Source organism: Burkholderia sp. RF7-non_BP4 (assembly GCF_001521935.1).
In the GTDB taxonomy this organism is placed as follows: Bacteria; Pseudomonadota; Gammaproteobacteria; order Burkholderiales; family Burkholderiaceae; genus Burkholderia; species Burkholderia diffusa.
The window spans coordinates 18,869-44,600 of sequence record NZ_LOTA01000002.1; the positions used below are offsets into that span (position 1 = coordinate 18,869).

The following is a 25,732-nucleotide window of genomic DNA, read 5'->3' on the forward strand; positions in this document are numbered from 1 at the left end:
CGGGCGCGCGCGACACCGTCGTCGCCGTTCTTGCCGGCCGGCAGCGCGCTTGCATCCGGCAACCGCCTGCCGGTTCAGCCCGCCGCCGCGTGCGGCGGCCCGCCGCGATCGCGCAGCGCCGCGCGGCCGGCATCGAGATCGACGACCGCGAGCCCGCCCGGCTGCTGTTTCGCGCGCCGCTTCGCGAGCGCCGCGACCGACGCGATCTCGTCGCTGCCGTAGCGCATCGCGCCGTTCGCACCGGCCGGCACGCCGACCGCGCCGATCGCCATCGTGACGAAGCCGAAGAATGCGGGGTTGCCGTGGCGGTCCTCGCCGCGCAGCCCGCCCGCCAGCCGGTCGGCCTGCGTGTAGAAACGCCGCGCGCCGTCGTTGAAGTGCGCGATCGCGTCGGCCGCGCGCGCGTGCCAGTCGTCGCGCTGGAACAGCACGAGGAAATCGTCGCCGCCGACGTGCCCGAGAAAGTCGCGCTGCGGATCGCACACGCCGGCCAGCACCGTCGCCGCGAACTTCAGCACTTCGTCGCCCTGCCAGTAGCCGTACTGGTCGTTGAACGGCTTGAACTGGTTCAGGTCGACGTAGCACGCGTGGAAGCCGGCGTCGCGCGCCAGCAGGCGCTCGATGTGCGCGCTGATCGGGATGTTGCCGGGCAGGAAGGTCAGCGGATTCGCATAGCGCGCGGCCTCGATGCGCATCTCGGTCACCGCGCGCACGAGGCTCTCGCCGGTGCCGAGCCCGACGTAGCGGCCGTGCTCGGTGATCACGAAGCCGTCCGCGAGGTAGCGCTGGTCGTGGCTCGCGAGCAGCATCGCGAGCTGCTCGACCGTCGTCGCGTTGTCGATCATCAGCGGCGCGTCGTTCGCGAACTGCAGGCACGGCTTCTTTCCGAACACCTCGCGGTGGTAAGGCAGCGTGAAGCGGTCGATGAAGCCGCGCCGGTTCACGAGCGCGACCGGCCGCCCGCATTCGACGAGCGCGACCGCGTGCAGGCCGGGCATCCGGTTGAACAGGTCGAGCACGTCGTTGCTGGTCGCGTCGCGCGGCAGCGCCGGCGCGGGGACGAGCATCTTCGCCGCGATCGTGCTTGCGGGCCGCACGGCGCGGGTCGCACCGGGGAACACCGCGATGTGCGGTGCGCGGATCGCGTCGCGCGCGGCCGGCGCGACGACCCGCGACGGTTGCGCGTCCGGCCGGCCGAGCAGGAAGCCCTGCACGCAGCAGATGCCCATGTCGCGCACGACGATCAGGTCGCACTCGTTCTCGATCCCCTCCGCGATCAGCTTCGCGCCGCTCGCGTGCGCGAAGTGCTGCATCGCCCGGACCGCCTCGAACTTGAGCGGATCGCGCGCGATGTCGTGGATGAAGAAGCGGTCGATCTTCACGACGTCCGGGTGCAGGCGCAGCCACAGGTTCATGCTCGCGTTCGCGGTGCCGTAGTCGTCGAGCGCGAACTGGATGCCGGCGTCGCGCAGCGATGCGACCGCCGGCCCGATGTGCGCGACGTCCGGCATCGCGGTCTGCTCGGTCAGCTCGATCACGATGCGCTCCGCGCCGACCCGCGCGCGGCCGAGCAGTTGCCGCGCGCGCTCGCGTTCGCGCGCGAGTTGCAGGATCGTGTTCGCGCTGAAGTTGAGGAACAGCTTGCCGTCGCAGCCGAGCGCCGCGAACGCGTCGAGGCAGGTGAGGGCGGCTGCCTGTTCGAGCGCGACGGTCGCGCCGTCGCGGGCGGCCTGCGCGAACAGCGCGGCCGGCGTCTCGAGGTCGGTGCCGCGCGGGCCGCGGATCAGGCCTTCGTAGCCGACGACCATGCCCGACCCGAGGTCGACGATCGGCTGGAACACGGCCGCGAGCGCACGCTCCGCGATCAGGCGCGTGGTGGAGACGGCGGGCGGGACGGAATGAGGCGCGGGCATGGGCGAGGGCGGCCGAGGCGACGGGACGCCCGACTTTAACGGCAGCGCGCGCGGAGAATTGAATGAAGATTTCGTGACGCGATGCGCGTCGATGGTGCATGCGTCGCTTTGGGAGGGCGGTGGGGCGGCGGAGAAAGCGGACGAAGCGGAAAGCGGAAAGCGGAAAGCGGAAAGCGGAAAGACGCGAATCCACCCGCGCGGCCAGCCATGCCGGCCGCGCAGCCTCCCGCGTCAGCGTTTGCCCGCGCTCAGCGCACCGCGTCCGCGTGCGGCACCGGCCGCACCCTCGTCGCCGTCACGCTCGCCGCGCATGTCGCGCGCGCCCCAGCGCTGCGCGAGCGCCGCGCACGCCATCAGCTGGATCTGGTGGAACAGCATCAGCGGCAGCACGATCGCGCCGACCGCCTGCGCGGAGAAGATCACCTTCGCCATCGGCACGCCGGCCGCGAGGCTCTTCTTCGAGCCGCAGAAGATGATCGTGATCTGGTCGGCGCGGTTGAAGCCGAGCCGCTTGCTGACGAACGTGGTCAGCACCAGCGCGATCGCGAGCAGCACGACGTTGACGACCAGCAGGCCGCCGAGCGCGCGCGCCGGCATCTGGTGCCAGAGCCCCTGGTTCACGGCCTCGCTGAACGCGACGTAGACGACGAGCAGGATCGAGCCCTGGTCGACGAAACGCAGCACGCCGCGATTGCGTTCGATCCAGCCGCCGATCACGGGCCGCAGCAGCTGGCCGGCGACGAACGGCACGAGCAGCTGCATCACGATGCTCCCGACGGTGCTCCACGGCGACGCGGCCGCGGCCGACTGCGACGTGATCATCAGCCCGACGAGCGCCGGCGTCACGAAGATTCCGAGCAGGCTCGACGCGGATGCCGCGCACACGGCGGCCGGCACGTTGCCCTTCGCGATCGACGTGAACGCGATCGACGACTGGACCGTCGACGGCAGCGTGCACAGAAACAGCACGCCGGCGTAGAGCGCCGGCGTGACGAGCGGCTGCAGCACGGGCTTCAGCGCGAGGCCGAGCAGCGGGAACAGCGCGAACGTGCTGAGCAGCACGACCGCATGCAGCCGCCAGTGGGTCGCGCCCGCGACGACGGCTTCGCGCGACAGCTTCGCGCCGTGCAGGAAGAACAGCAGGCCGACCGCGATGTTGGTCGCCCAGTTGAACGCGTGGGCGGCCGGGCCGCGGCACGGCAGCAGGCTCGCGAGCACGACGGTGCCGACCAGCGCGAGCGTGAAGTTGTCGGGAAGGAAACGGGGACGGGCCATCGGGAACTCGATTCGGAAACGGCAGGCGCGCATGTCGCGCGCGCGAAGCCGATATTGTCCCGGTTGGTCATTCAATACACAAATTCATTGTGCGAATCGATTGATGAATCGACGGCATAGGGCGGCGGGCGCCAGAGAGGGGCGGCCGATGCGCAGAACGGCAGAAGAATGTTCTGCCGCGATTGCGCCCTGAAGTGAAAAAACCTAGCAGTAACATGGTGTTACACCGATGCCCGCGACCTAACACTTTTTGGCTCGACACCGTTTCGGGCCGCTCATAAATTACTGCTGAAAGGCTTGCGTCGGCCGGAAACGCCCGGCGGCGAGCGGTAACAGGCACTGAATGATGACGGAACGGGTGAAACGGAAGGTCGGACGATGGGTGGCAGGCGTGCTCGGCGCACTGCTGATGCCGCTCGCGCTCGCGCAACCGCCGCACGGCGGTCAGGCGTTCGGCGGCGGTCACGGCTTCGGTCACGGTTTCGGTGGCGGCGACATGCGCGCTTTCGGCCAGCCGGCCGGCAACGCGCCGGTCTGGCGCCGGACGCTGCCGCCGGGCGGCGCGCGTGCCGGCGGCGTGAGCGGTTACGGTTCCCGCTGGGGGCTGCGGCCGACGCCGTCCTACGGCCATTACGCCGCGCAAAGCCCGTATCGTCCGATCAGCGCCGACTCCCGCCAGATGCCGCGCCCGCAGGCCGGCGGCAACGTACCGCTGCGCGCCGGCTCGATCCGCGCCGACGTCGCGCGCTACAACGAGGAGCGCGGCGGCCGTCCGATGCCGCCCCCCCGCGCGCAGGAAGAACCGTCGCACTCGCCGTTTTTCTCCCCGTTCTACCGAAACTGAGCGCCCCGCGCGTTCGTCCCCCCGCCGGCTGTGATGCGAATTCGCCACAGTCGCGCGCATATTTCCGCTGATTTTCCCGCCGCATTGCGCTATCTTTCGCGCCCGGCACGCGCGCGCCCTGCGGCCGTCCCGTCGCGTGCCCGCTCCGCGCGCGGCCGCTGCGGCGCGCCTGGCCATGTGCCGATGCCGCGAAGTTAATGCCGCTGCTATACCCGCAATAAGTGTGCGCAATTTTGACCGGACGCACGATCCGTAAAGATGGCTGCGCCCCGAACGACGCAAGCAATCGGCTCCAAAAAACAACGCTCGCGCCACTCATCGACATTCGACAAAACCTGGAGATCCCATGAAAGCATTCGCTCGCCGTGCGTCGCGCACGTCCGTCAAGCTGATCGCCGCGGCCGCCTGCGTGGCCGCAACCGCACCCGTCCACGCGCAGTCGAGCGTCTCGCTCTACGGTCAGGTCGACGAATGGGTCGGCGCAACCAAGTTCCCGGGCGGCGATCGCGCATGGAACGTGTCGGGCGGCGGGATGTCGACGTCGTACTGGGGCCTGCACGGCGCAGAGGATCTCGGCAACGGCTACAAGGCGATCTTCACGCTGGAGAGCTTCTTCCGTGCGCAGAACGGCCAGTTCGGCCGCTTCCAGGGCGACACGTTCTTCGCGCGCAACGCATACGTCGGCGTCAGCTCGCCGTACGGCACGGTGACGGCGGGCCGCCTGACGACGCACCTGTTCCTGTCGACGATCCTGTTCAACCCGTTCTACGACTCGTACACCTTCTCGCCGATGGTGTACCACGTGTTCCTCGGCCTCGGCACGTTCCCGACCTATCCGAGCGACCAGGGCGCGGTCGGCGATTCGGGCTGGAACAACGCGCTGTCCTACACGTCGCCTTCGTTCGGTGGCCTGAATTTCGCGGCGATGTACGCGCTCGGCAACACGGCCGGCGACAACCGCTCGAAGAAGTGGAGTGCGCAGTTCAACTACGCGAACGGCCCGTTTGCCGCGACCGCCGTCTACCAGTACGTGAACTTCAACAACGGCCCGCAGGACCTGAGCTCGCTCGTGACCGGCATGAAGAGCCAGGGCATCGGGCTGGTCGGCGCGACCTACGACCTGAAGTACGTGAAGCTGTTCGGCCAGTACATGTATACGAAGAACGACCAGGTTGCCGGCAGCTGGCACGTGAACACCGCGCAGGGCGGCGTGTCGGTGCCGCTCGGCGTCGGCAACGCGATGGCGTCGTATGCATACTCGCGCGACGGCGGCGGCCTCGACCAGACGCGCCAGACCTGGGCCGTCGGCTACGACTATCCGCTGTCCAAGCGCACCGACGTCTACGCTGCCTACATGAACGACCACATCAGCGGCCTGTCGAGCGGCAACACGTTCGGCGCGGGCATTCGCGCGAAGTTCTGACGATTCGTTCGCCGGACGCGCACACGCAGTGCGCGTCCCGCCTGCCGGTCTTCCGCCCCCGAAACGGCGCCGCTTCCCGCGGCGCCGTTTTGCCTTTGTTGACCTTCTTGTTTCCTTGCCTTTGTTACCCTATCTCGTAATTGCATGATTACCAGGAATTGCGAGCTAGTTCGATGGATACCCTCGTCAGCATGAATGTGTTTCGCTACGTCGTCGAAGTGGGCAGCTTCGTCGGCGCGGCCGAGCGCATGCAGATGTCGGCCGCGATGGCGAGCAAGCACGTGATGCATCTCGAGCAGCAGCTCGGCGCGCGGCTGCTGCATCGCACGACACGACGTGTCGCGCCGACCGAGGCGGGACGCGAATACTATGAGCGCCTCGTGCAGGCGCTGTCGGAACTCGACGAAGCCGGACAGGCGGTCGGCGCCGCGAGCGTCGTGCCGCAGGGCCGCCTGCGCGTGACGTCGCTGTCCGCGTTCGGATTGCGGCACGTGATGCAGGCCGTCACCGATTATGCGGGCCGGTTCCCGGACGTGACCGTCGACATGACGCTGTCCGATCGCGTGGTCGACCTGATCGAGGAAGGCTACGACGTCGCGGTGCGCGCGGCGCCGAACGGGCTGAAATCGTCGTCGCTGGTCGCGCGGCAGATCGCCACCGCACACATCCTGCTGGTCGCGTCGCCCGAGTATCTGGAGAAGCACGGCACGCCTCAGACGATTGCCGATCTCGCGCATCACAATTACCTGCGCCGCGATTCGAATTCGACGATGCTCGATTCGCTGGTGATCGACGCGGCCGCCGCGTCGCGCGTGAACCTGAACGGCAACCTGATCGTGAACCATCTCGAGGGGCTGCGCGCGGCGGTGCTCGCCGGCGCGGGCATCGCGCTGCTCGGCACCGAGGTGATCGGCGACGACATCGAATCCGGCCGTCTCGTGCCGGTGCTGCTCGACTCGGTGCCGCCGCACGAAGCGCCGATCTACGCGGTGTATGCGAGCCGCCGTCATGTATCGGCGAAGGTGCGCTCGTTCGTCGACTTCCTCGCCGCACGTTTCGAAGGTCAGTCGCTGTGCCCGTCGATCGAGGCGCGCCTGCGCGTGCTGCCGATCACGCGGATCAAGCGCGCGGGCTGACCGCCGTCTGCCGCCCGCGCGGCGGACATGAAAAAAGCGCGAGCCGTTGCGGTTCGCGCTTTTTTGTTTTTGCCCGACGTCATGCGCGGCGGCGGCGCAACCCGCCGCCCGCATCAGCGTGCGATGCCGAGCCGTGCCTTCGCGTCGTCGTATTCGCGCTTCAGCCGCTCGACGAGCGCGCCGACGCTCGGCAGGTCGTCCATCAGGCCGACGCCCTGGCCGGCACCCCAGATGTCCTTCCACGCCTTCGCCTTGTCGCCGCCGAAATTCATCTTCGACTTGTCCGATTCCGGCAGCGCGTCCGGATCGAGGCCGGCCTTCTCGATGCTCTCGCGAATGTAGTTGCCGTGCACGCCGGTGAAGAGGTTCGTGTAAATGATGTCGGACGATTTCGCATTGACGATCGCGCGCTTGTAGTCCTCGGCCGCGTGCGCTTCCTGCGTCGCGATGAAGCGCGTGCCCATGTACGCGAGGTCGGCGCCCATCGCCTGCGCGGCGAGGATCGAGCCGCCGTTCGCGATCGAGCCCGACAGCACGATCGGCCCGTCGAACATCTTGCGCACTTCGCCGACGAGCGCGAACGGCGACGTCGTGCCCGCGTGGCCGCCGGCGCCGGCCGCGACGAGGATCAGCCCGTCGACGCCGGCTTCGAGCGCCTTCTGCGCGTGGCGCAGGTTGATCACGTCGTGCAGCACGATGCCGCCGTAACCGTGCACCGCGTCGACGATCTCGCGCGCCGGCGCGCGCAGGCTCGTGATGAAGATCGGCACCTTGTGGTCGACGCACACGCGCACGTCATGCTCGAGCCGTACGTTCGACTGGTGGACGATCTGGTTGACCGCGATCGGGCCGATCACCGCATCCGGGTGCTTCGCCTTGTGGTCGGCGAGCTCGGACTGGATCTGCGTGAGCCACTCGTCGAGCAGTTCGGCCGGACGGGCGTTGAGCGCGGGAAATGATCCGACGATACCCGCCTTGCACTGCGCGAGCACGAGTTCGGGGTAGCTGACGATGAACATCGGCGACGCGATGACGGGCAGCGTCAGGTTCTGCAGGACGGCGGGCAATGCCATGTGATGTCTCCAGTCTCGAGGGGCGGCCGGATGCGGCGCGGTCGCGCCGATGCCGGCATCAATGCGTGGCGGTCGAACGGTGCTTCGAGTGTAGCGGTGCAGCGATGCGCTCATATTAATACGAACGGTCGTGCGATTCTACGCGAGCTTAGCAAACGGCGCGGCATGGCGACAATCGAGTGAGTGTTCTCTTTCTACGCATTCGGGCATCTGCCGCGCGCAGCAGTCGGCCGGGCGCTCCTACAATAGCCGCCATAACAAACCAATGAGAAACAAACCATGTCGTTTGAGGCGTTTGCACCGTTTCGCGTGACGGTGCAGGACACCGACATCTTCGGTGTCAAAGGAGGCGCGGGGCCGCCGCTTCTGTTGCTGCACGGCCATCCGCAAACCCACATGATCTGGCATCGCGTCGCCGCGACGCTGGCGAATCATTTCACCGTGATCGCGACCGACCTGCGTGGCTACGGCGCGTCGGGCAAGCCGCCGAGCGACGCGCGGCATGCGCCGTATTCGAAACGCGCGATGGCGGCCGACCAGGTCGCCGTGATGCGGCATTTCGGCTTCGAGCAATTCCACGTCTGCGCGCACGATCGCGGCGCGCGCGTCGCGCACCGGCTCGCGCTCGATCATCCGGCGGCCGTCGAACGGATGATGCTGCTCGACATCGCGCCGACGCTCGCGATGTACGAGCAGACCGACCGCGCGTTCGCGACCGCATATTTCCACTGGTTCTTCCTGATCCAGCCGGCGCCGCTGCCCGAAACGCTGATCGAAGGCCGCACCGATGCGTACATCGAGCGCGTGATGGGCAACCGGTCCGCCGGGCTCGCGCCGTTCGCGCCGGAGGCGCTCGCCGCGTATCGCGCCGCGCTCGCGCAGCCGGGCGCGGTGCATGCGATGTGCGAGGACTACCGCGCGTCGGCGACGATCGATCTCGAGCACGACCGCGCTGATCTCGAGCGCGGCAACAAGGTCGCGTGCCCGCTGCGCGTGCTGTGGGGCGAAAACGGGATCGTCGGGCGCTGCTTCGATCCGCTCGACGAATGGCGGCGCGTCGCGCGCGACGTCAGCGGCCGCGCGCTCGATTGCGGGCACTACATTCCGGAGGAGGCGCCCGTCGCGCTGATCGACGAGCTGCTGGCGTTCTTCGAGGCGCGCGACGCGGCCGCGTGAGCGACGCCGGCCGCCGCGGCCCGCGCGATGCTTGCCGCGCGGCGACGATCAGCGGCGCGTGGCGGCATCGTCGTCGACGAGCGGCGGCAGGCGGCGCGGCACCGGCGTCGATTTCACGATCGCCGTGCTCGTTTCGGCGCGCTCCGTCACCTTCGACAGGATGTCGTCGAGGTGCTCGATCGTGCGTAGATAGAGCCGGCAGATGAAGCAGTCCTCGCCGGTCACCTTGTCGCATTCGACGAACTCCGGAATCCGCCGCAACACTTCCTCGACGAGATGCAGCTGCCCCGGCAGCGGCTTCACGCGCACGATCGCCTGCAGCGTGTAGCCGAGCGCGCGCGGGTCGAGCTCCACGGTGAAACCCGCGATCACGCCCTGCGCTTCGAGCCGTCGCACGCGGTCGGCGGTCGCGGGCGCCGACAGCCCGATCTGGCGCGCCAGTTCGCTGGTGGCGATGCGCGCATCCTCGGCGAGCGCCGCGAGGATCGCGCGGTCGGTCGCGTCCAGCGACGCGACGGCGGGCGGGGAAAGGCGTTTCGACATGATCGCTTTGCTTTCGAAGGTGAATCGGTGTTTTCGCTTCAGTTTAGTCGTGGATGCGCGGAAAGCAAGTTCCTAGAATCGAAGTCATCCCCTCTCGTCAAACGGAGTCCATGATGGCCTCGAACGAAATCCGCCGCGGTGCCGCCGCGATGGTCGTCGCGATGATGATGTCCGGCACGATCGGCTGGCTCGTGATGTCGTCGCAGCAACCGCTCACCAACGTTGTGTTCTTCCGCTGCCTGTTCGGCGCCGCGACGCTCGCGATTGTCTGCGCGGCGCTCGGCTTCCTGCGCCGCGCGCTGTTCTCGCCGCGCATGCTCGTGCTCGCGGCGCTCGGCAGCGTCGCGATCGTCGCGAACTGGCTGCTGCTGTTCGCCGCGTATTCGCGCGCGTCGATCTCGATGGCGACCGCCGTCTACAACACGCAGCCGTTCATGCTCGTCGCGCTCGGCGCGATCGTGTTCCGCGAACGGATCAGCGCGTCGACGATCGCGTGGCTCGCGCTCGCCTTCATCGGGCTCGTGTGCGTGGTGCGCGTCGAGCCGGCCGTGCTCGCGGTGCCCGGCGAATATCTCGAAGGTGTCGCGCTGTCGCTCGGCGCGGCGTTCCTGTACGCGGTGTCGTCGATCGTCACGAAGCATCTGAAGGGCACGCCGCCGCACCTGCTCGCGCTGCTGCAGGCTGGCCTCGGCATCGTGCTGCTCGCGCCGTTCGCGCACTTCGACACGTTGCCCGCGACGGCCGCGCAGTGGGTCGATCTCGTCGTGCTCGGCGTCGTGAACACCGGCGTGATGTATGTGCTGCTGTACGGTGCGATCCAGAAGCTGCCGGTCGCGATGACGGGCGCGCTGTCGTTCGTCTATCCGGTCGTCGCGATCGTCGTCGATCGCGTCGCGTTCGGGCAGACGCTCGCGTGGACGCAGGTGCTCGGCGCGCTGCTGATCCTGCTCGCGGCGGCCGGAGTGAACCTCGGCTGGCGTATCGTGCCCGCGCGTCGCGCGGCGGTCGGCAACTGAAACGGTCGTGCGATTCGGCTTGCCGCTACGGCCTGCCGCTCCGGCAGGTTGCCGACACCTGTCGGCGGCGCGTCCGGGAACGAAGGTTGCGCACGCAAACCGCTGTAAGAAGTTGTAGGGAAACACCCGATGCGACGCTGCAGCGTCGCTCGTATGATGCGGGCTGTGACGTTGATCACGTTCACAGGATTCCGATCTCATGCCGTTCGCCAAGCAGGCCGAACGGCATTTTTTTATGCGCCGCTCCGCGCGAGCAGGCGCCGCCGCGCGTCGAGCCGTGCGAGCAACGCGCGCCTCGCGTCGTCGTCCGACGCGCGCCATCCCTTGATCTCGTCGCGCGTGCGCAGGCAGCCCGCGCACCAGTCGGTGCGCGGATCGATCCTGCATACGTCGGTGCACGGCGACGCGACCGTGCCGACCGGTATCGGCACGTCGCTCATGCGTCGTTGCGCAGCGCGACGTCGGCGACCGGCGCGCCGGTCAGCGAGACGAGTTCCTGCGGCGACAGGTTGAACACCGCGTGCGGATGGCCGGCGGCCGCCCACAGGCTGTCCAGTTCGAGCAGGTCGGCGTCGATCAGCGTGACCGGTTCGACGAGATGGCCGATCGGGCAGACGCCGCCGATCGCATAGCCGGTGTTGTCGCGCACGAACTTCGCATCGGCGCGGCCGACCGCGCCAACTTGCGCGGCGACCTTCTTCTCGTCGACGCGGTTCGCGCCGCTCGCGACGACGAGCACCGGCAGGCCGTCCGATTCGCGGCGAAACAGGATCGACTTCGCGATCTGCGCGACCTCGCAGCCGAGCCCGGCCGCGGCTTCGGCGGAAGTCTTGCCGGTTTCGGCGAGCATCACGATCCCTTTCGCGTGCCCGCGTTCGCGCAGCAGCAGCGCGACGCGTCGCGCGGAATCGGGGAGAGAGTCGAATGAAGCGGGTGTCGTCATGGAGAATCCGTCAGTGTCGGGGTCAGACGCAGCTCGGCGTGTCGGCCGCGCTCTGCGCCTTGGCGAGCAGTGCGCGACCGGCGCGCGACACGTTCGCGCGGCCGATCGCATTGGAGATGAAGTCGCCGGCGGCGACCACCTGCGCGAGGTCGATGCCGGTGTCGATGCCGAGGCCCTGCATCAGGTACAGCACGTCCTCGGTCGCGACGTTGCCGGTCGCGCCCTTCGCATACGGGCAGCCGCCGAGGCCGGCGACCGACGCGTGAAAGATCTCGATCCCTTCGAACAGCGCCGCGTAGATGTTCGCGAGCGCCTGGCCGTAGGTGTCGTGGAAGTGGCCCGACAGCCGCTCGCGCGGAAACACCCGCGTGACGGCCGACAGCACTTCGCGCGTGCGCTTCGGCGTGCCGACGCCGATCGTGTCGGCGATGTCGATCTCGTCGCAGCCGAGCGCGGCGAAGCGTTCGACGACGTCGACGACCGAGGCGACCGGCACCTCGCCCTGATACGGGCAGCCGAGCGTGCACGACACGCTGCCGCGCAGCCGCAGGCCGGCATCCTTCGCGGCCTTCGCGACCGGTTCGAAGCGCGCGATGCTCTCGGCGATGCTGCAGTTGATGTTCCGCTGCGAGAACGCCTCGCTCGCCGCGCCGAAGATCACCACTTCGTCGGCGCGTGCGGCGAGCGCGTTCTCGAAGCCCTTGAGGTTCGGCGTGAGCACCGAATACACGGTGCCCGCGCGCCGCTCGATGCCGGCCATCACGTCGGCGCCGTCGGCCATCTGCGGCACCCATTTCGGCGACACGAACGACGCCGCCTCGATATTGCGGAAACCGGCGCGCGACAGCCGGTCGACGAGCGCGATCTTCACGTCGGTCGGCACGAAGGTCTTTTCGTTCTGCAGCCCGTCGCGCGGGCCGACTTCGACGATCTTGACGGCGGTGGGGAACGTCATGGTTGTCTCCAGTTTCGTATAGGCGGAATTCAGTAGCCGCGCGCGTAGTCGACGATGCCGCCGACGCGCTCGCCGCGCTCGAGCGCGCGGATCTTGCCGGCGATCTGCTCGACGGCTTCGTCGCGCAGCGTCTCGGCCGAGCTGTGCGGCGTGATCGTGATGCGCGGCGCGTGCCAGAACGGGTGATCGACGGGCAGCGGCTCGTGCTGGAACACGTCGAGCGTCGCGGCGGCGATTCGGCCGCTCGCGAGCGCGTCGAGCAGGTCGGCCTCGACGAGATGCGCGCCGCGTGCAACGTTCACCAGGTACGCGCCCGGCGCCAGCCTCGCGAAGGTCCGTGCCGACAGGATTCCGTCGGTATCGCGCGTGCTCGGCAGCAGGTTCACGAGCACCTTCGCGCCGTCGATGCACGCGTCGAACGCGCCGTCGCCCGCGAAGGTCTCGACACCGTCGAGCCGTTTCGGGCTGCGGCTGTACCCGCGCACCGGCAGGCCGAGCGCCGCGAGCGCCTGCGCGACCTGCGCGCCGAGCACGCCGAGACCGAGCACCGCGACGGTGAAACTCGCGCGCGGATGCGGCTCGAGCACCTGCCAGCGGCGCTCGCGCTGCAGCGCGTCGTATTCGTCGAAGCGGCGCAGGTAGCGCAGCACCGCGTGCGTCACGTATTCGATCATCTGCCGCGCCATGCCCGAATCCTCGAGACGCACCAGCGGCACGTCGCGCGGCAGCGTGCCGGGATGCGCGCGGTCGAGCGCGAGCAGCGCGTCGACGCCCGCGCCGAGATTGAAGATCGCGCGCAGGCCGTCGCGCGGCGCGAACAGCTCGCGCGGCGCGCGCCAGACGAGCGCGTAGTCGGCGGCGCCCGCGTCGCCCGGCTGCCACGCGCGCAGCTCGGCCTCGGGCAGCGCCCGCGCGATCGCGTCGCGCCATGCGTCGGCTTCCTGATGCGGCGAGTAGAACAGGATCTTCATGCGCCTACTTCGCGAACAGCTGGCCGATGTCGGCGAACGCCTTGAACTCCAGCGCATTGCCGCACGGATCGAGGAAGAACATCGTCGCCTGCTCGCCGACCTCGCCCTTGAAGCGGATGTGCGGCTCGATCACGAAGCGCGTGTGCGCGGCCTTGAGCTTGTCGGCGAGCGCATGCCATTCATCCATCGACAGCACGACGCCGAAATGGCGCACGGGCACGTCGTCGCCGTCGACTGGGTTCACCGCGCTCTTGCCGGTTTCGTCCGGCGCGAGGTGCGCGACGAGCTGGTGCCCGAAGAAATCGAAGTCGACCCAGTGTTCCGAGCTGCGGCCTTCGGGGCAGCCGAGCAGGCCGCCGTAGAACGCGCGCGCGCCGGCGAGGCTCGACACGGGAAAGGCGAGATGGAACGGGCGCAGCGCGCCGGCGGGCGTAGCGGACATCGGGCGTCTCCTGTCGATCGGAACCGGCGCGGCGGCGCCCGGTTCGATCCGATGCAAGGCAAGCGGGAAGCCCACATTCTACGGTTTCGTGGCGCGTTGCGCCGCCGCGAGGCGGCCGGCTCGCGCCGCGCGGCCGTCCCGCGCAAAAGCAAAGCACAAAATATTGGTTCGGCCGCCGCGCGCGGCACGCCACAATCGAATCCCGTCTTCAAGCAAAGCAAGCGAGGGCAATCATGCGCGCATGCAGCAAATCGGCGTGGCCGCCGCGGCTCGTGACCGTTCCGGGCCTGCACGGCAGCGAAGGCGCCCACTGGCAGACCTGGCTCGAGCGGCAGTTCCCGCGTTCGCTGCGGGTCGAACAGGCCGACTGGGATGCGCCGGATCTCGCGCGCTGGGCGCAGTCCGTACGCGCGCTGCTCGACCGCGAGCGCGGCCCGTTCGTGCTGGCCGCGCACAGCTTCGGCTGCCTCGCGGCCGCGCATGCGCTCGCGCAATGGCCGCCGACGGCCGACGTCGCGGGCGTGCTGTTCGTCGCGCCGGCCAGTCCGAAGAAATTCACCTTTGCCGGACCGTTCGACGCGCGCCGGCTCGCGGTGCCGTCGATCGTGATCGGCAGCGAGACCGATCCGTGGATGCCGCTCGCCGATGCGCGCACGCTCGCGCGGCGGCTCGGCAGCGCATTCGTCAATCTCGGCGACGCGGGACACATCAACACCGCGGCCGGCTTCGGGCCCTGGCCGCGCGCGAAGTACTTCATCGACACATTGGTGCATTGCGCGGCGCCGCTGCGCTTTCGCGACGCGGACGACGGCTTCGACGCCGCGCTCGTCGACCGCGCGCTCGCGCACGCGATCTGACACTCACGCGCACGCGCTGCGCGGCCGTGGCCGCGCACCGCCGTGCCGCCGCGCTTACGACGCGGAAACGGGCCGCACCGCGGCCGGATCCGAGTAGCTCGGCCGGCCGTTCTCGACGTGGCCCGCGAAGCGGCGCGAGAACGTGCCGTTCGCGCCGTCGCTCACCGTCACGTCATACCAGTGATGGCTCGACGCGAGCGCCCATTGCTCGACGTGTTCGTCGCCGCCGTGCAGCGTCACCTGGCGCGCGGGCGTGCCGTATGCGTTGTCGGCCAGCGTCAGCGTCACGTGGCCCGCGCCATGGTTGCGCAGCTTCAGGTACAGGTTGCCGTTCGCGATGTCGTAGCCGGCCTTCACTTCCGGCTGCGCATGGTTGCGGCGGCGCGCCGTCGCGGCCGACACGTTGCCCGCGAACATCCGCACGAAGCCGTTCGGCCCGTACACCGAGAACGCATACGCGCCGTTCGTCTCCGTCAGGTCGAAGTCCGCGTGCAGCACGCGGCGCGCGCCGACCGTGTAGCGCCACGGGCCGTCGGTGCGGTTCGTCGCGTACACCTGGAAGTGCGCGCCCTGGTTGCCGCGGTTCGCGAACTCGATGCGCAGCGTGTTGCCGCCGTAGAGGCTCGCGTTCACGTGCAGTTCGTACGGCAGCGCGCGCGCGGGCCGCACGCCGGGTTCCTGCGGATCGATCGGCGACGGCGTCGCGGGCACGGTCGGCGCGGGTTGCGACGTGCATTGCTGGTCGGCGATCGAGCGGTACTGGCTCGTGTCGGGCAGCGTCGGGAACGACGCGTCGGACGAGCGGAAGTCGAACGCGGCGGTGAGGTCGCCGCAGACGGTCCGGCGCCACGGCGTGATGTTCGGTTCGTCGACGCCGAAGCGCTCGCCGATGAAGCGGATCACCGACGTGTGGTCGAACACCTGCGAGCACACGAAGCCGCCCTTCGACCACGGCGACACGACCGTCATCGGCACGCGCGGCCCGAGGCCGTACGGCAGGCCGTCGGCCGTGTAGCTGCCGCCGCGGCCGGGATTCACGACCGTGTGCAGCTCGCCGTCGGTGGTCACGGTCGATGCGCCCTGCGCGGCCGACGTCGGCGGCTGCGGCGGCACGACGTGATCGAAGAAGCCGTCGTTCTCGTCGTACATGATGAACAGCACCGTCTTCGCCCACACGTCCGGATTCGCCGTGAGCGCGTCGAGGATCTGCGACGTGTAGTTCGCGCCGTATGCCGGCGTGTATTTCGGGTGCTCGGAGAACACGGCGGGCGGCAGCAGCCACGACACCTGCGGCAGGCGGTCGTTGATCACGTCGTCCTTCAGGTTGTCGAGCGTGCGCACCGTCTGCGCGCGCTGGTACAGCGACGAGCCCGGCTTCGCGTTGATGAAGTTCGTGAAGTTCTGCAGGATGTTCGTGCCGTAGTTGCCGTTGTACGGATCGGCCCACGTCAGCCCCTGCTGGTAGATCTGCCACGACACGCCGCGCGCCTCGAGCCGTTCGGGGAAGGTCGTCCACGACAGCAGCTGGTACGCGGGCGGCAGGTCGCCGTCGACGTAGTCGGCGTTGTCGAGCAGCGGGCCGCCGAACTTGCCGGTCGGGTCGACCGTGCCCGTCATCAGGTACGAGCGGTTCGGGTGCGTCGGCCCCGGCAGCGAGCAGAAGTAGTTGTCGCACACGGTGAACGCATCGGCGAGCGCGTAGTGGAACGGGATGTCCTCGCGCACGTGATAGCCCATCGTCATGTCGGTCTTGTTCGCGGGCCACTGGTCGTAGCGGCCGCCGTCGATCGCCGCGTGGGTCTTCGCCCACGAGTGGTCGAGCGCGCCGAGGCACTGCGCGCTGGTCGTCTTCGTGTCGAGCCGGAACGGCAGCACGGGCTTCGCCGGGTCTTCCTTCGACGGCTGGTACCACACCGGCTTGCCGTTCGGCAGCGGGATCGGGAAGCGGTCGTTGTAGCCGCGCACGCCGCGCAGGTGTCCGAAGTAATGGTCGAACGAACGGTTTTCCTGCATGAACACGACGATGTGCTCGACATCGCGGATCGTGCCGGTGCCGCGCGCGGCCGGAATCGCGAGCGCGCGGCGGATCGACTCGGGGAACGCGTTGAGCGCGACGGCCGCGCCCGCGGATTGTGCGACGGTATGCAGGAAACGGCGGCGGCTGGATGACGTCATGTTATTTCACCTCGGTTCTGCGATCGGGGGGCAGGGACGGGAACGGCGGGATCAGTGCGCCGACGATGCGGCGACGCCGGACGCGCCCGCGTTCGCCGCGGGCTTCGTGTCGTCGTCATCGTCCGGCGGGTAGTGGACGACCGGCGGCGCGAGCGGTGCGGCATCGGACGCGGCGGCGTGCGCGCCCGCATCGCTGTTGAACGCGCTCGCGGAGCCGGGCGATGCACCGGCCTGTTGCGAGGCGTCGGCCGCGTGCGCGTCGTGCGGCGCGTCGTCGCTGCAGGCGGCGACGACGGTGGCGGCACATAGAACGACGACGAGGGCAACGCGACGCATGACTTCTCTCCTGGCAGGCGGATCGGGAAACGTTTTCGAGTATGCCGGTGCGATGCGACGATTCGGTGAATCGTTTGCGACCGGAGCATGATCGCGAACGGCTTTCGTCGAGCCGACTAAATGCTTTCGCGCGCTTCGCCGCGCAGGCGGGCGCCGTGTGTCAGCGGCGCGGCGTCCGGCGCCGCACTTCGCTGCGCAGCCAGTCGAGCCACGTACGGATCGCCGCTTCGCGCGGATGATCGGGGCGCCACACCACATAGTGCGCATACACGTCGGTCACGCGCACCGTCGACACGCGCACGAGCGTGCCGGCCGCGAGTTCGGGTTCGATCAGCGAGCGGCGTGCGAGCGCGACGCCGCGTCCTTTCAGCGTCGCGTCGATCAATGCGTTCGCGTCGGTGAAGCGCGGCGCGCGCGCGGATTCGGTCAGGTCGAGCCGCGCGGCCTGGAACCACGGTTCCCAAGGCTGCGCGGGATGGCGCAGCAGCGTCGCGCGCACGAGATCGGCAGGCGCGCGCGGCGCGATGCCGTCGCGATTGCGATACGCGGGGCTCGCGACCGGGAATACCGTCTCGTTCATCAGCTTCTCGGCGACGACGCCCGGCCAGCTGCCGGGCCCGTAGCGCAGCGCGACGTCGATGCGGTCGCGCTTGCGCAGCGGCGCGAGCGCCGCGTCCGGATGCAGCACGATCGAGATGTGCGGATGCGCGGCCGCGAAGCGCGGCAGGCGCGGCACGAGCCAGCGCTCGGCGACGCTCGGCAGCACGCTCACGTTCAGCGTGACGTCGCAGGTACGCGGGCGGCTGCGCGCGGCGAGCGCCGGCTCGAACGCGCGTTCGAGCACACTCAGGCCCTGGCGCACCTGCAGCACGAGCGCATGCGCGGCATGTGTCGGCGTCGCGCCGCTGCGCTCGCGCGTGAACAGCGGATGGCCGAGCTGCGCTTCGAGCGCGCGGATGTGCTGGCTGACCGCGCCCTGCGTGAGCGCGAGTTCGTCGGCCGCGCGCGTGAAGCTCTGCAGCCGCACGGCGGCTTCGAACGCACGCAACGTCTGCAGCGGGGGAAGGTGAATGCGTCGCATCGCGCATTAGTATCACTAATACCCGAGCACGACAATTCATCGTTTGCGGCGGCGGTCGATGCGTTCCTACACTCGGTGCCGTCTTTCAACAGGGGCCCACCGGGCAACGCCATCATGAACGCCTATCGTCTCTATCTTTCTCCGGGCGCATGTTCGCTCGCCGCTCACATCGCGCTCGAGGAAACCGGCGCGCCGTTCGACATCGAGATCGTGTCCGTGCGCGAGCAGCAGAACCTCGATGCGCGTTATCTCGCGATCAACCCGAAGGCGCGCGTGCCCGTGCTCGCGATTCCGGGCGAGCCGCGCGTGCTGACCGAAACGCCCGCGATCCTCACGTATCTCGCGCGTCGTCATCCGGACGCGCGGTTGCTGCCGCTCGACGATCCGTTGCGCGAGGCGCGCTGTCACGAATGGCTCGCCTGGCTGGTCGGCTGGGTGCATGGCGTCGGCTACGGCACGCTGTGGCGGCCGGGGCGCTTCATCGGCGATCCGGCGCTGCACGGTGCGGTCAGCGCGCACGGGCGTGACGTGATCGACGCGGCGAACGCCACGATCGAAGCCGCGCTCGCCGACGGACGCACGTGGGCCGAGCCGGGCGGCCATTCGATCGTCGATCCGTTCCTGCTGGTGCTGTATCGCTGGGGCGTCGCGATCGGGCTCGACATGGCGCGGCATCCCGCGTGGACCGCGCACGCGCAGCGCGAGGCCGAGCGGCCGGCCGCGCGGCGTGCGCTGGCGCGCGAGGCGGCATGACGGTGGGCGGACGTCGTGGCATGCGCGCGATGGGCTGCACGCATGTGCCGCAAGCGGGACGGCGTCCGCGCGTGCCGCGCGCTGGCGATCGTGGTCGTTACCGCGCGAACAGCGGCCAGGTCGCAGCCGCGATCAGCGCGGCCGCGAGCCAGACCACGCTCCACGAGCTGACGGCGAGCAGCGGCGGAATCGCGAGCGGCGTCGCGAACAGCCCGAGATAGACGATCGTGTTCGCCATCCCGAGCGCGGTGCCGGCGTGGTTCGCGCCCGCGAGCGTCGCGAGTTCGGTGTACGCGACGCCGTGCCACGCCGACACGCAGATGCCGGCGAACACGAGGATCGCCACGATCGCGGCGAGCGGCACGTGCGGGCTGCCGGCGGTGGCGGCCGCGAGCAGCGCGAACGAACCGGCCGCGACGCACACCGACCCGCGCAGGTACGCCCGTCGGTTGCCGTGCCGGTCGGTATGGCGGCCGCTCCACACGCGCATCACCATCGCGCCGAGCTGCAGCGCGACCATCGCCGCGCTGATGCCGGCCAGTCCGAGCCGGCCGAAATCGTGCAGGAACACGGTCGCGAACGTGAGCACCGCGAACTGCGGCGCACACAGCGCGCCGATGCCGAGCACGATGCGCCACACGCGGCCGCTCGCAAGCGGGCTGCGCGCGGGCGCGGCCGGCGGTTGCTGCGCGACGGGGCGGTGCGCGCCGGCCGGCGCCTCGGGCGGTTCGTGCAGCCAGCGCCACGTCAGCGCGGCCGATCCGGCGCACAGCAGCATCAACGCGCCGTACACCGCGGCGAAGCCCGCATGCGACGCGAGCGACGGCAGCAGCGCCGCGCCGACGCCGCCGCCGAGCGGCACGGCCGTCTGGCGGATGCTCATCGCGAGGCCGCGTTCGCGCTCGCCGAACCAGCGCATCACCGCGCGTCCGCTCGATCCGTTCACGCTGCCGCCGAGCAGGCCGACGCAGCACATCGCCGCGACGACCCGCATGAGCGGCGGCACCGCGTGCGCGGTCGGGACGATCGTGGCCACCATCAGCGCAAGCATCGCGGCCGTCGCGACGAGGCCCGTGAGGAGCACGCGGCGATCGCCGAAGCGGTCGGCGGCGATGCCCCACGGCAACTCCGACAGCGCGACGCCGAAGCCGAGCGCGCCGAGCACGAGGCCGAGCGCGCCGTTGTCGAGGTGATAGGCCGAGCGCATCCACACGGCGGTGGTCGGAATGCCGGCCGCGGCTGCGGAAAAGCTCATGTTCGCGGCGACGCCGGCCGCGAGCACGCGCCAGCGATGGGCCGGGCCGCGCGCGGCGTGCGCGGGCGAGGACGGGGAAGCGAGGCAGGAGGTATCCATGGCGACAGGGCCCGTTCGGGAAATTGACATCGCCAGTGTGGCGACCTACATTCATCCTGAAAATCGGAAAGTTTTTGATGAATAGTTCGATAAAACGGGATGATTGAAATGTCCGGACAAGACAATGCCCACGGCGCGGCGGCGCTCGCGGCATCCGACGCCACGCTGGGCCGGCCGAACTTCGACGTCGCGGCGTTGCGCAGCCTGGTGGCGGGCGTGGATCTCGGCAGCTTCGCGAAGGCCGCCGATCGCGTCGCGCGTTCGTCGTCGGCGGTGAGCGCGCAGATCCGCAAGCTCGAGGAACAGGCCGGCACGCCGTTGTTCGTGAAGGCCGGACGCAGGCTCGCGCTGACCGACGCCGGCGACGCGATGCTGCGCTATGCGCGGCGGATGATCGAGCTGAACGACGAAGCGGCCGCGGCGGTGCGCGGCGTGAATCTCGACGGCTGGGTGCGGGTCGGCCTGCAGGAGGACTTCGGCGAAGCGATCCTGCCCGACGTGCTCGGGCGTTTCGCGCGGGCGCATCCGAAGGTGAGGATCGAGGCGCGCGTCGCGCGCAACGCCGAGTTGCTCGAGCGGCTGGACGCGAACCAGCTCGATCTCGCGCTCGTGTGGGGCGACCCGGCGTCGGCGACGCTGGTGTCGCGCGCGGGCATCGACAGCGACGCGATCGCGCAGGTGCCGATGCAGTGGATCGCGGCGGTCGGCGCGAGCGGCTTCGGGATGCCGGACGGCGACGGGCCGGCGGACGCGGCCGACGACGACGGCGCGCGTCTTCGTGCGATGCGCGCGTCGGGCGAGCCGCTGCCGCTCGTGGTGTTCGACCGGCCGTGCCGCTTCTTCGGCGCGGCGACCGATGCGCTCGATCGCGCGGACGTGCCGTGGCGCGTTGCGTTCACGACGCCGAGCCTGGCCGGGCTGTGGGCCGCGGCGGCGGCCGGCCTCGGGTTGACGGTGCGCTCGCACTACGGGCTGCCCGCGTCGGTGCGCGTGCTCGACGCGGCGGCGTCCGGGCTGCCGGCGCTGCCGAGCCTGCCGTTGATGCTGCTGCGGCGTACGTCGTCGGCGACGCCGACCGTCGAGCGGCTCGCGCGGATCGTCACGCAGGCGGTGCGGGACGCGACGGCGGGGGAGGGGGTGGCGCTGGCGGCGTGACGAAACCTTTCGTGGCAGCGCGTCGGCGTCCCTCTGCTGATCGGCCGAATGGAACGATCGGGTGAACCCGACTACAGTGATGGACACCTGTACCGGAGGTCATCATGCAAAACGCGAAGCTGCCTAATGGATTTTCGATCGCCTCGTCCCAACTGGGCGACGTATCGAGCCCGGCTGACGGAATTCCCGTCGATCCCGTCGAATCGGCGAAGCTGCCGGTGCGATTCGGCGTCCTGCAAGGTCAGGCCTGGATCGCGAACGACTTCGATGCACCGCTGCCGGATTATCTGCTGGACGCATTCGAGGGACGCTGATGCGCTTGTTGCTCGATACGCACATCTTTCTATGGATCGTGACCAATGACCCGAAGCTGAGCACGCGGGCGCGCAAACTGATTTCCGCAGCCGACGAGCGCTTCGTCAGCAGTGCGAGCATCTGGGAGGCCGCCATCAAGGCGGGCCTCGGGAAGCTCGACATCGACGTGGGGCGATTGATCGGCTCGATCGGCACGAGCGGGGTGCGCGAACTGCCGGTTCGTGCCGTGCACGGGGCCGCAGTGCGTGATTTGCCGCACCATCATCGCGACCCGTTCGATCGCTTGCTCGTCGCGCAGGCGCGGCATGAACCGCTGAAACTCGTGACGGCCGACGCCCAGCTTGCACGCTACGGCCTGTCGGTGGTTCTGACTGTTTGAAACAATTCGGGTGCAGAACTCGTTGGTTGCCGAGCCGCGCAGCGCGTCGCTGCCTATGCCACGGCAATGTCCGGCTCGATCTCGTCGAGTGCAGCAAGCGTTGCTGCCAGCCTCTCCCGCAACCCCTCGCTCGCCGGCACGAACGGCAACCTCAGCCCGTCCTCGCACCACCCCTGCGCAGCCAATACCGCCTTCACCGGCGCCGGATTCGGCTCCGCGAACAGGGCCGCGACGAGCGGCTGCAGCGCGACCGACAGCCGTCGCGCGTCGGCGAGGCGGCCGTCGCGCAGCAGCGCGTGAATGCGCACATGCCATTCGGGCAGCACGTGCGCACTGCTGGCGATCGCGCCGTGCGCGCCGGCACATAGCGCGGCGAAGTTCTGGTTGTCGTCGCCGGAGAGGATCGCGAGCGGCGTGTCGTGCACGAGCCGGCTCATCCGGTCGAGCGTCCCGCCGCACTCCTTGATGCCGGCGACGCGCGGATCGCGCGCGAGCGCCTGCAGCGTTTCCAGTTCGACGTTCACGCCGGTGCGGTACGGGATGTTGTAGACGAGGACCGGCAGGTCGGCCGCATCGACGATCGTTTCGACGTGGCGGCGGATTCCGTCCTGCGTCGGCCGAACGTAGACGGGCGGCGTGACGAGCAGCCCGTCGGGTCGCAGCGCGGCGAGTTCGCGTGCGCGGGCGGCCGCGAAGTGCGTCGCGCTCGCGGTGAGCCCGACGACGATCGGCAGGCCGGGCACGGCATCGCGCAGCGTCGCGAACACGGCGTCCTGTTCGCGCGCGTCGAGCAGCACGCCTTCACCGGTCGTCGCGCCCGCGACGAAACCCGCGATGCCCGCCGCCGCATAGTGACGCGCGAGCCGTGCGAGCGCACCGTGGTCGACCTCGCCGTCGTGGAACGGCGTGATGATCGGCAGCCAGATACCTTCGAAACGTGTGTGCATGAAAAGCCTCAAGGTGGAAACGGAGTGGGAAGGAACCGTTCCGCCGGCGGTGTGCCGGAGCGAGGCATGCGAGCAAGGAGAATGAAACGGCCTGCGTGCATCCCGTCCGGCATTCGCCTGACGGGACGCGACGTCCCCGTCAGTCGAGGAGTCGTTTTTTCAGTTTCAGCCCGGCCGCGCGCGCACCGGCCGCGATGGCGGCAAGGATCGAGGGCGAGCGCAGGGCAGCGGACATGGATGAACCGTGAAATGGGCTGAGCGGCGATCTTAACATCGGATCCGGCGCGTACGCGAGCGACGCGCGCCGTTTAGCAGAATTCGAGATTTGCTTTGCACGACAGATTGGAAAGCGCGCGGCGCCCGGCCGCTAGAATGCCCGCTTACGTTTCGATGACAGCGCGTACGCGTGCCGTCACGCACATTCACCACCACTGGAAACGGGGCATATCACGATGGCAAGCATCAACGGGATCGGCCGCTGGCTGCATACGGGCGCCGCGGCGGCGCTGGTCGTGGCGGCAACGGCCGCGCACGCGGACACGTCGATCCTGAACGTGTCGTACGACGTGACGCGCGAGCTGTACAAGGACATCAACACGAGCTTCGCCGCCGCGTACAAGCAGCAGACAGGCGAAACCGTGACGATCAAGCAGTCGCACGGCGCGTCGAGCGCGCAGGCGCTGTCGGTGCTGCAGGGGCTGCAGGCCGACGTCGTGACGATGAACCAGCCGAACGACATCGACCTGCTCGCCGAGCGCGGCCAGCTGCTGCCGAAGGACTGGCGCGCGCGCTTCCCCGACGGCAGCTCGCCGTACTCGACGACGATGGTGTTCCTCGTGCGCAAGGGCAATCCGAAGGCGATCAATGACTGGAGCGATCTCGCGAAGCCGGGCGTGCAGGTGATCATCGCGAACCCGAAGACGTCGGGTAACGGCCGCTACGCGTATCTCGCCGCGTGGGGCTACCAGAAGCAGAAGGGCGCGACCGACCAGCAGGCGCTCGACTTCGAGAAGGCGGTGTTCCGCAACGTCCCGGTGCTGGACTCGGGCGGCCGCGGCGCGACGACGACCTTCACGCAACGCGGCATCGGCGACGTGCTCGTCACGTTCGAGAACGAGGTCGCGCTGATGGACACGGGCGCGTCGGGGGCGGAATTCGACGCCGTGTACCCGTCGGCGAGCATTCTCGCGGAGCCGCCCGTCGCCGTCGTCGACAAGGTCGTCGACAAGAAGGGCACGCGCAAGGTCGCGCAGGCGTATCTCGACTACCTGTACACGCCGCAGGCGCAGGAGATCATCGCGCGGCACCATCTGCGTCCGCGCGACGCGAACGTGCTGAAGAAGCATGCGGCCGAGTTCAAGCCGCTGAAGACGTTCAGCGTCGAGCAGGTTTTCGGCAGCTGGGCGAACGCGCAGAAGACCCACTTCGCCGACGGCGGCACGTTCGACCGCGTGATCGTCGACCGCAAGTAAGCACGCCGCGCGCCGCGCGCGTGCCGGCGGGACGACCACGAAACCGGCCGCCCATGCGGCCGGCTTTTTGCGCCTCAGGCGAAAAGCCTGCGCCGCATCCCCGGCCGCCGCCTTCGCGTGCTACGCTCATCGCCTTCCTGCTTCAGGCCTCGCGCGATGAACGACGATCCGTCCACCCCAGCTTCCCGCGGCCGCGGCCGCAAGATCTGGTCGGGCACCCGCCCCGTGGTTGCATACGGGATGCCGCCGCTCGGCTGGCGCGACCTCTATCACCGCGCGCTGACGGTGAGCTGGCCCGTATTCTTCCTGTCGCTCGCGGTGCTGTTCCTGCTGCTCAACGGCGGCTTCGCGACGCTTTACCTGCTCGGCCACGCGCCGATCGCGAACCAGTCGCCGCCCGGGTTCGTCGGCGCGTTCTTCTTCAGCGTCGAGACGCTCGCGACGGTCGGCTACGGCGACATGCATCCGCAGACCGTCTACGCGCACCTCGTCTCGACCTTCGAGATCTTCATCGGGATGTCGGGCATCGCGCTGGCGACCGGCCTCGTGTTCGCGCGCTTCTCGCGGCCGCAGGCGAAGATCCTGTTCGCGCGTTACGCGATCGTGCGCCCGCTGAACGGGCAGATGACGCTGATGGTGCGGGCCGCGAATGCGCGCCAGAACGTGATCGCCGAAGCGCAGGCAAAACTGCGGCTGATGCGTCTGGAAGGCACGCACGAGGGCTATACGCTGCGCAAGATCCACGACCTGCCGCTCGTGCGCAGCGAGCATCCGATCTTCCTGCTCGGCTGGAACCTGATGCACGTGATCGACGAAACGAGCCCGCTGTTCGGTGAAACCGCCGAGTCGCTCGCCGCGCACGACGCGTCGCTGCTGATCACCATCGAGGGTTCCGACGAGACGACCGCGCAAGTCATGCAGGCGCGCTACTCATGGGCGCATGCGGAAATCCGCTGGCGTCACCGTTATGTCGACCTGATGCACGACGAAGGCGGCATCACGCACATCGACTACACGCATTTTCACGAAATCGTGCCGGTCGACGCCGATACGGACGAGCGCGGCTCGCCGGGCGTGGTGGTCGGGGCCGATGCGGCGACGCAGGCGCCCGGGCCGGCTGCATGACACTGGCGAGCGGCGCGAACCGGCGCCGGCATTCGGTCGCGGCAGCCGCGATCGAATGCCGTGCCGTTCATGC

General features: G+C 69.2%; 26 protein-coding genes. 12 read left to right on the forward strand and 14 right to left on the reverse strand.

Annotated features, from left to right (window positions below; all coding sequences use genetic code 11):
• Positions 1–74: 74 nt before the first annotated feature.
• Positions 75–1,913 carry an EAL domain-containing protein gene (locus tag WS49_RS01680; protein ID WP_059523884.1) on the reverse strand — a complete coding sequence of 613 codons (1,839 nt, stop codon included), beginning with the start codon at positions 1,911–1,913 and terminating at the stop codon, positions 75–77.
• A gap of 231 nt (positions 1,914–2,144) precedes the next feature.
• Entirely contained in the window at positions 2,145–3,188 is a 1,044-nt protein-coding gene (locus WS49_RS01685; RefSeq protein ID WP_059523886.1) for a bile acid:sodium symporter family protein, read from the reverse strand.
• A 346-nt stretch (positions 3,189–3,534) separates the two neighbouring features.
• Between WS49_RS01685 and WS49_RS01690 the strand changes: the two genes are divergently transcribed.
• The 3 genes from WS49_RS01690 to WS49_RS01700 all read left to right on the forward strand — a co-directional run bounded on the left by WS49_RS01690 (position 3,535) and on the right by WS49_RS01700 (position 6,591).
• Positions 3,535–4,032 carry a hypothetical protein gene (locus tag WS49_RS01690; protein WP_059524030.1) on the forward strand — a complete coding sequence of 166 codons (498 nt, stop codon included), beginning with the start codon at positions 3,535–3,537 and terminating at the stop codon, positions 4,030–4,032.
• A gap of 346 nt (positions 4,033–4,378) precedes the next feature.
• Complete coding sequence (locus WS49_RS01695; RefSeq protein ID WP_059523888.1) at positions 4,379–5,455, forward strand: porin; 1,077 nt, start codon at positions 4,379–4,381, stop codon at positions 5,453–5,455.
• Between the two features lie 173 nt (positions 5,456–5,628).
• On the forward strand, positions 5,629–6,591 hold the full coding sequence (locus WS49_RS01700; protein WP_059523890.1) for a LysR family transcriptional regulator: 963 nt from the start codon (positions 5,629–5,631) through the stop codon (positions 6,589–6,591).
• 113 nt (positions 6,592–6,704) lie between these two features.
• On the opposite strand, the gene WS49_RS01705 is transcribed toward WS49_RS01700, so the two are convergent.
• Positions 6,705–7,664 carry an NAD(P)H-dependent flavin oxidoreductase gene (locus tag WS49_RS01705; protein ID WP_059523892.1) on the reverse strand — a complete coding sequence of 320 codons (960 nt, stop codon included), beginning with the start codon at positions 7,662–7,664 and terminating at the stop codon, positions 6,705–6,707.
• 279 nt (positions 7,665–7,943) lie between these two features.
• Between WS49_RS01705 and WS49_RS01710 the strand changes: the two genes are divergently transcribed.
• Positions 7,944–8,840, forward strand: coding sequence for an alpha/beta fold hydrolase (locus tag WS49_RS01710; protein WP_059523894.1), 897 nt, complete (start codon positions 7,944–7,946; stop codon positions 8,838–8,840).
• Between the two features lie 48 nt (positions 8,841–8,888).
• Here WS49_RS01710 and WS49_RS01715 read toward each other — a convergent pair whose 3' ends face one another.
• Positions 8,889–9,383 carry an Lrp/AsnC family transcriptional regulator gene (locus tag WS49_RS01715; RefSeq protein WP_059523896.1) on the reverse strand — a complete coding sequence of 165 codons (495 nt, stop codon included), beginning with the start codon at positions 9,381–9,383 and terminating at the stop codon, positions 8,889–8,891.
• 113 nt (positions 9,384–9,496) lie between these two features.
• Here WS49_RS01715 and WS49_RS01720 point away from each other — a divergent pair, with 113 nt between their 5' ends.
• Entirely contained in the window at positions 9,497–10,399 is a 903-nt protein-coding gene (locus tag WS49_RS01720; RefSeq protein WP_059523898.1) for a DMT family transporter, read from the forward strand.
• A gap of 233 nt (positions 10,400–10,632) precedes the next feature.
• Here the strand turns inward: WS49_RS01720 and WS49_RS01725 are convergent, their stop codons facing one another.
• From WS49_RS01725 to WS49_RS01745, 5 genes are read right to left on the reverse strand one after another with little or no spacing between them, the layout of a single operon-like run.
• Positions 10,633–10,839, reverse strand: a complete 207-nt coding sequence (locus tag WS49_RS01725) for a DUF1289 domain-containing protein (protein WP_059523901.1) — start codon at positions 10,837–10,839, stop codon at positions 10,633–10,635.
• Positions 10,836–11,342: a YbaK/EbsC family protein gene (locus WS49_RS01730; RefSeq protein WP_059523903.1), complete on the reverse strand. Its 507-nt coding sequence runs from the start codon at positions 11,340–11,342 to the stop codon at positions 10,836–10,838. The genes WS49_RS01725 and WS49_RS01730 overlap by 4 nt, the downstream gene beginning before the upstream one ends.
• Positions 11,343–11,364: 22 nt before the next feature.
• Entirely contained in the window at positions 11,365–12,297 is a 933-nt protein-coding gene (locus tag WS49_RS01735; RefSeq protein WP_059523908.1) for a hydroxymethylglutaryl-CoA lyase, read from the reverse strand.
• A gap of 29 nt (positions 12,298–12,326) precedes the next feature.
• The gene (locus WS49_RS01740; RefSeq protein WP_059523909.1) at positions 12,327–13,268 is read right to left on the reverse strand and encodes a 2-hydroxyacid dehydrogenase; all 942 of its coding nucleotides are present in this window, start codon (positions 13,266–13,268) and stop codon (positions 12,327–12,329) included.
• 4 nt (positions 13,269–13,272) lie between these two features.
• Positions 13,273–13,710 carry a VOC family protein gene (locus WS49_RS01745; protein ID WP_044846155.1) on the reverse strand — a complete coding sequence of 146 codons (438 nt, stop codon included), beginning with the start codon at positions 13,708–13,710 and terminating at the stop codon, positions 13,273–13,275.
• 233 nt (positions 13,711–13,943) lie between these two features.
• On the opposite strand from WS49_RS01745, the gene WS49_RS01750 reads away from it, so the two are divergent.
• Entirely contained in the window at positions 13,944–14,567 is a 624-nt protein-coding gene (locus WS49_RS01750; RefSeq protein ID WP_059523910.1) for an RBBP9/YdeN family alpha/beta hydrolase, read from the forward strand.
• Between the two features lie 54 nt (positions 14,568–14,621).
• Here the strand turns inward: WS49_RS01750 and WS49_RS01755 are convergent, their stop codons facing one another.
• The 3 genes from WS49_RS01755 to WS49_RS01765 all read right to left on the reverse strand — a co-directional run bounded on the left by WS49_RS01755 (position 14,622) and on the right by WS49_RS01765 (position 18,159).
• Positions 14,622–16,742, reverse strand: a complete 2,121-nt coding sequence (locus WS49_RS01755) for a phosphocholine-specific phospholipase C (RefSeq protein ID WP_059523911.1) — start codon at positions 16,740–16,742, stop codon at positions 14,622–14,624.
• Between the two features lie 51 nt (positions 16,743–16,793).
• The gene (locus WS49_RS01760) at positions 16,794–17,078 is read right to left on the reverse strand and encodes a hypothetical protein (protein WP_059523913.1); all 285 of its coding nucleotides are present in this window, start codon (positions 17,076–17,078) and stop codon (positions 16,794–16,796) included.
• 160 nt (positions 17,079–17,238) lie between these two features.
• Positions 17,239–18,159 (reverse strand): LysR substrate-binding domain-containing protein, encoded by a 921-nt coding sequence (locus WS49_RS01765; protein WP_059523915.1) that lies wholly within the window; start codon positions 18,157–18,159, stop codon positions 17,239–17,241.
• 114 nt (positions 18,160–18,273) lie between these two features.
• On the opposite strand from WS49_RS01765, the gene WS49_RS01770 reads away from it, so the two are divergent.
• Positions 18,274–18,912: a glutathione S-transferase family protein gene (locus WS49_RS01770; protein WP_059523917.1), complete on the forward strand. Its 639-nt coding sequence runs from the start codon at positions 18,274–18,276 to the stop codon at positions 18,910–18,912.
• A gap of 97 nt (positions 18,913–19,009) precedes the next feature.
• Here the strand turns inward: WS49_RS01770 and WS49_RS01775 are convergent, their stop codons facing one another.
• Complete coding sequence (locus tag WS49_RS01775; protein WP_059523920.1) at positions 19,010–20,266, reverse strand: MFS transporter; 1,257 nt, start codon at positions 20,264–20,266, stop codon at positions 19,010–19,012.
• A 108-nt stretch (positions 20,267–20,374) separates the two neighbouring features.
• On the opposite strand from WS49_RS01775, the gene WS49_RS01780 reads away from it, so the two are divergent.
• The 3 genes from WS49_RS01780 (at position 20,375) to WS49_RS01790 (ending at position 22,115) form a co-directional block, all read left to right on the forward strand.
• Complete coding sequence (locus WS49_RS01780; protein ID WP_059524032.1) at positions 20,375–21,421, forward strand: LysR substrate-binding domain-containing protein; 1,047 nt, start codon at positions 20,375–20,377, stop codon at positions 21,419–21,421.
• A 104-nt stretch (positions 21,422–21,525) separates the two neighbouring features.
• Positions 21,526–21,735, forward strand: coding sequence for a hypothetical protein (locus tag WS49_RS01785; RefSeq protein WP_059523921.1), 210 nt, complete (start codon positions 21,526–21,528; stop codon positions 21,733–21,735).
• Entirely contained in the window at positions 21,735–22,115 is a 381-nt protein-coding gene (locus WS49_RS01790; protein ID WP_059523923.1) for a type II toxin-antitoxin system VapC family toxin, read from the forward strand. Before WS49_RS01785 ends, WS49_RS01790 begins: the two co-directional genes overlap by 1 nt.
• A gap of 53 nt (positions 22,116–22,168) precedes the next feature.
• Here the strand turns inward: WS49_RS01790 and dapA are convergent, their stop codons facing one another.
• Positions 22,169–23,062 (reverse strand): 4-hydroxy-tetrahydrodipicolinate synthase, encoded by an 894-nt coding sequence (gene dapA / locus WS49_RS01795; protein WP_059523925.1) that lies wholly within the window; start codon positions 23,060–23,062, stop codon positions 22,169–22,171.
• 452 nt (positions 23,063–23,514) lie between these two features.
• On the opposite strand from dapA, the gene WS49_RS01800 reads away from it, so the two are divergent.
• Both WS49_RS01800 and WS49_RS01805 read left to right on the forward strand, forming a co-directional pair.
• The gene (locus tag WS49_RS01800) at positions 23,515–24,534 is read left to right on the forward strand and encodes a sulfate ABC transporter substrate-binding protein (RefSeq protein ID WP_059523927.1); all 1,020 of its coding nucleotides are present in this window, start codon (positions 23,515–23,517) and stop codon (positions 24,532–24,534) included.
• Positions 24,535–24,690: 156 nt separating this feature from the next.
• Positions 24,691–25,659 carry an ion channel gene (locus tag WS49_RS01805; protein ID WP_059523929.1) on the forward strand — a complete coding sequence of 323 codons (969 nt, stop codon included), beginning with the start codon at positions 24,691–24,693 and terminating at the stop codon, positions 25,657–25,659.
• Positions 25,660–25,732: the final 73 nt, after the last annotated feature.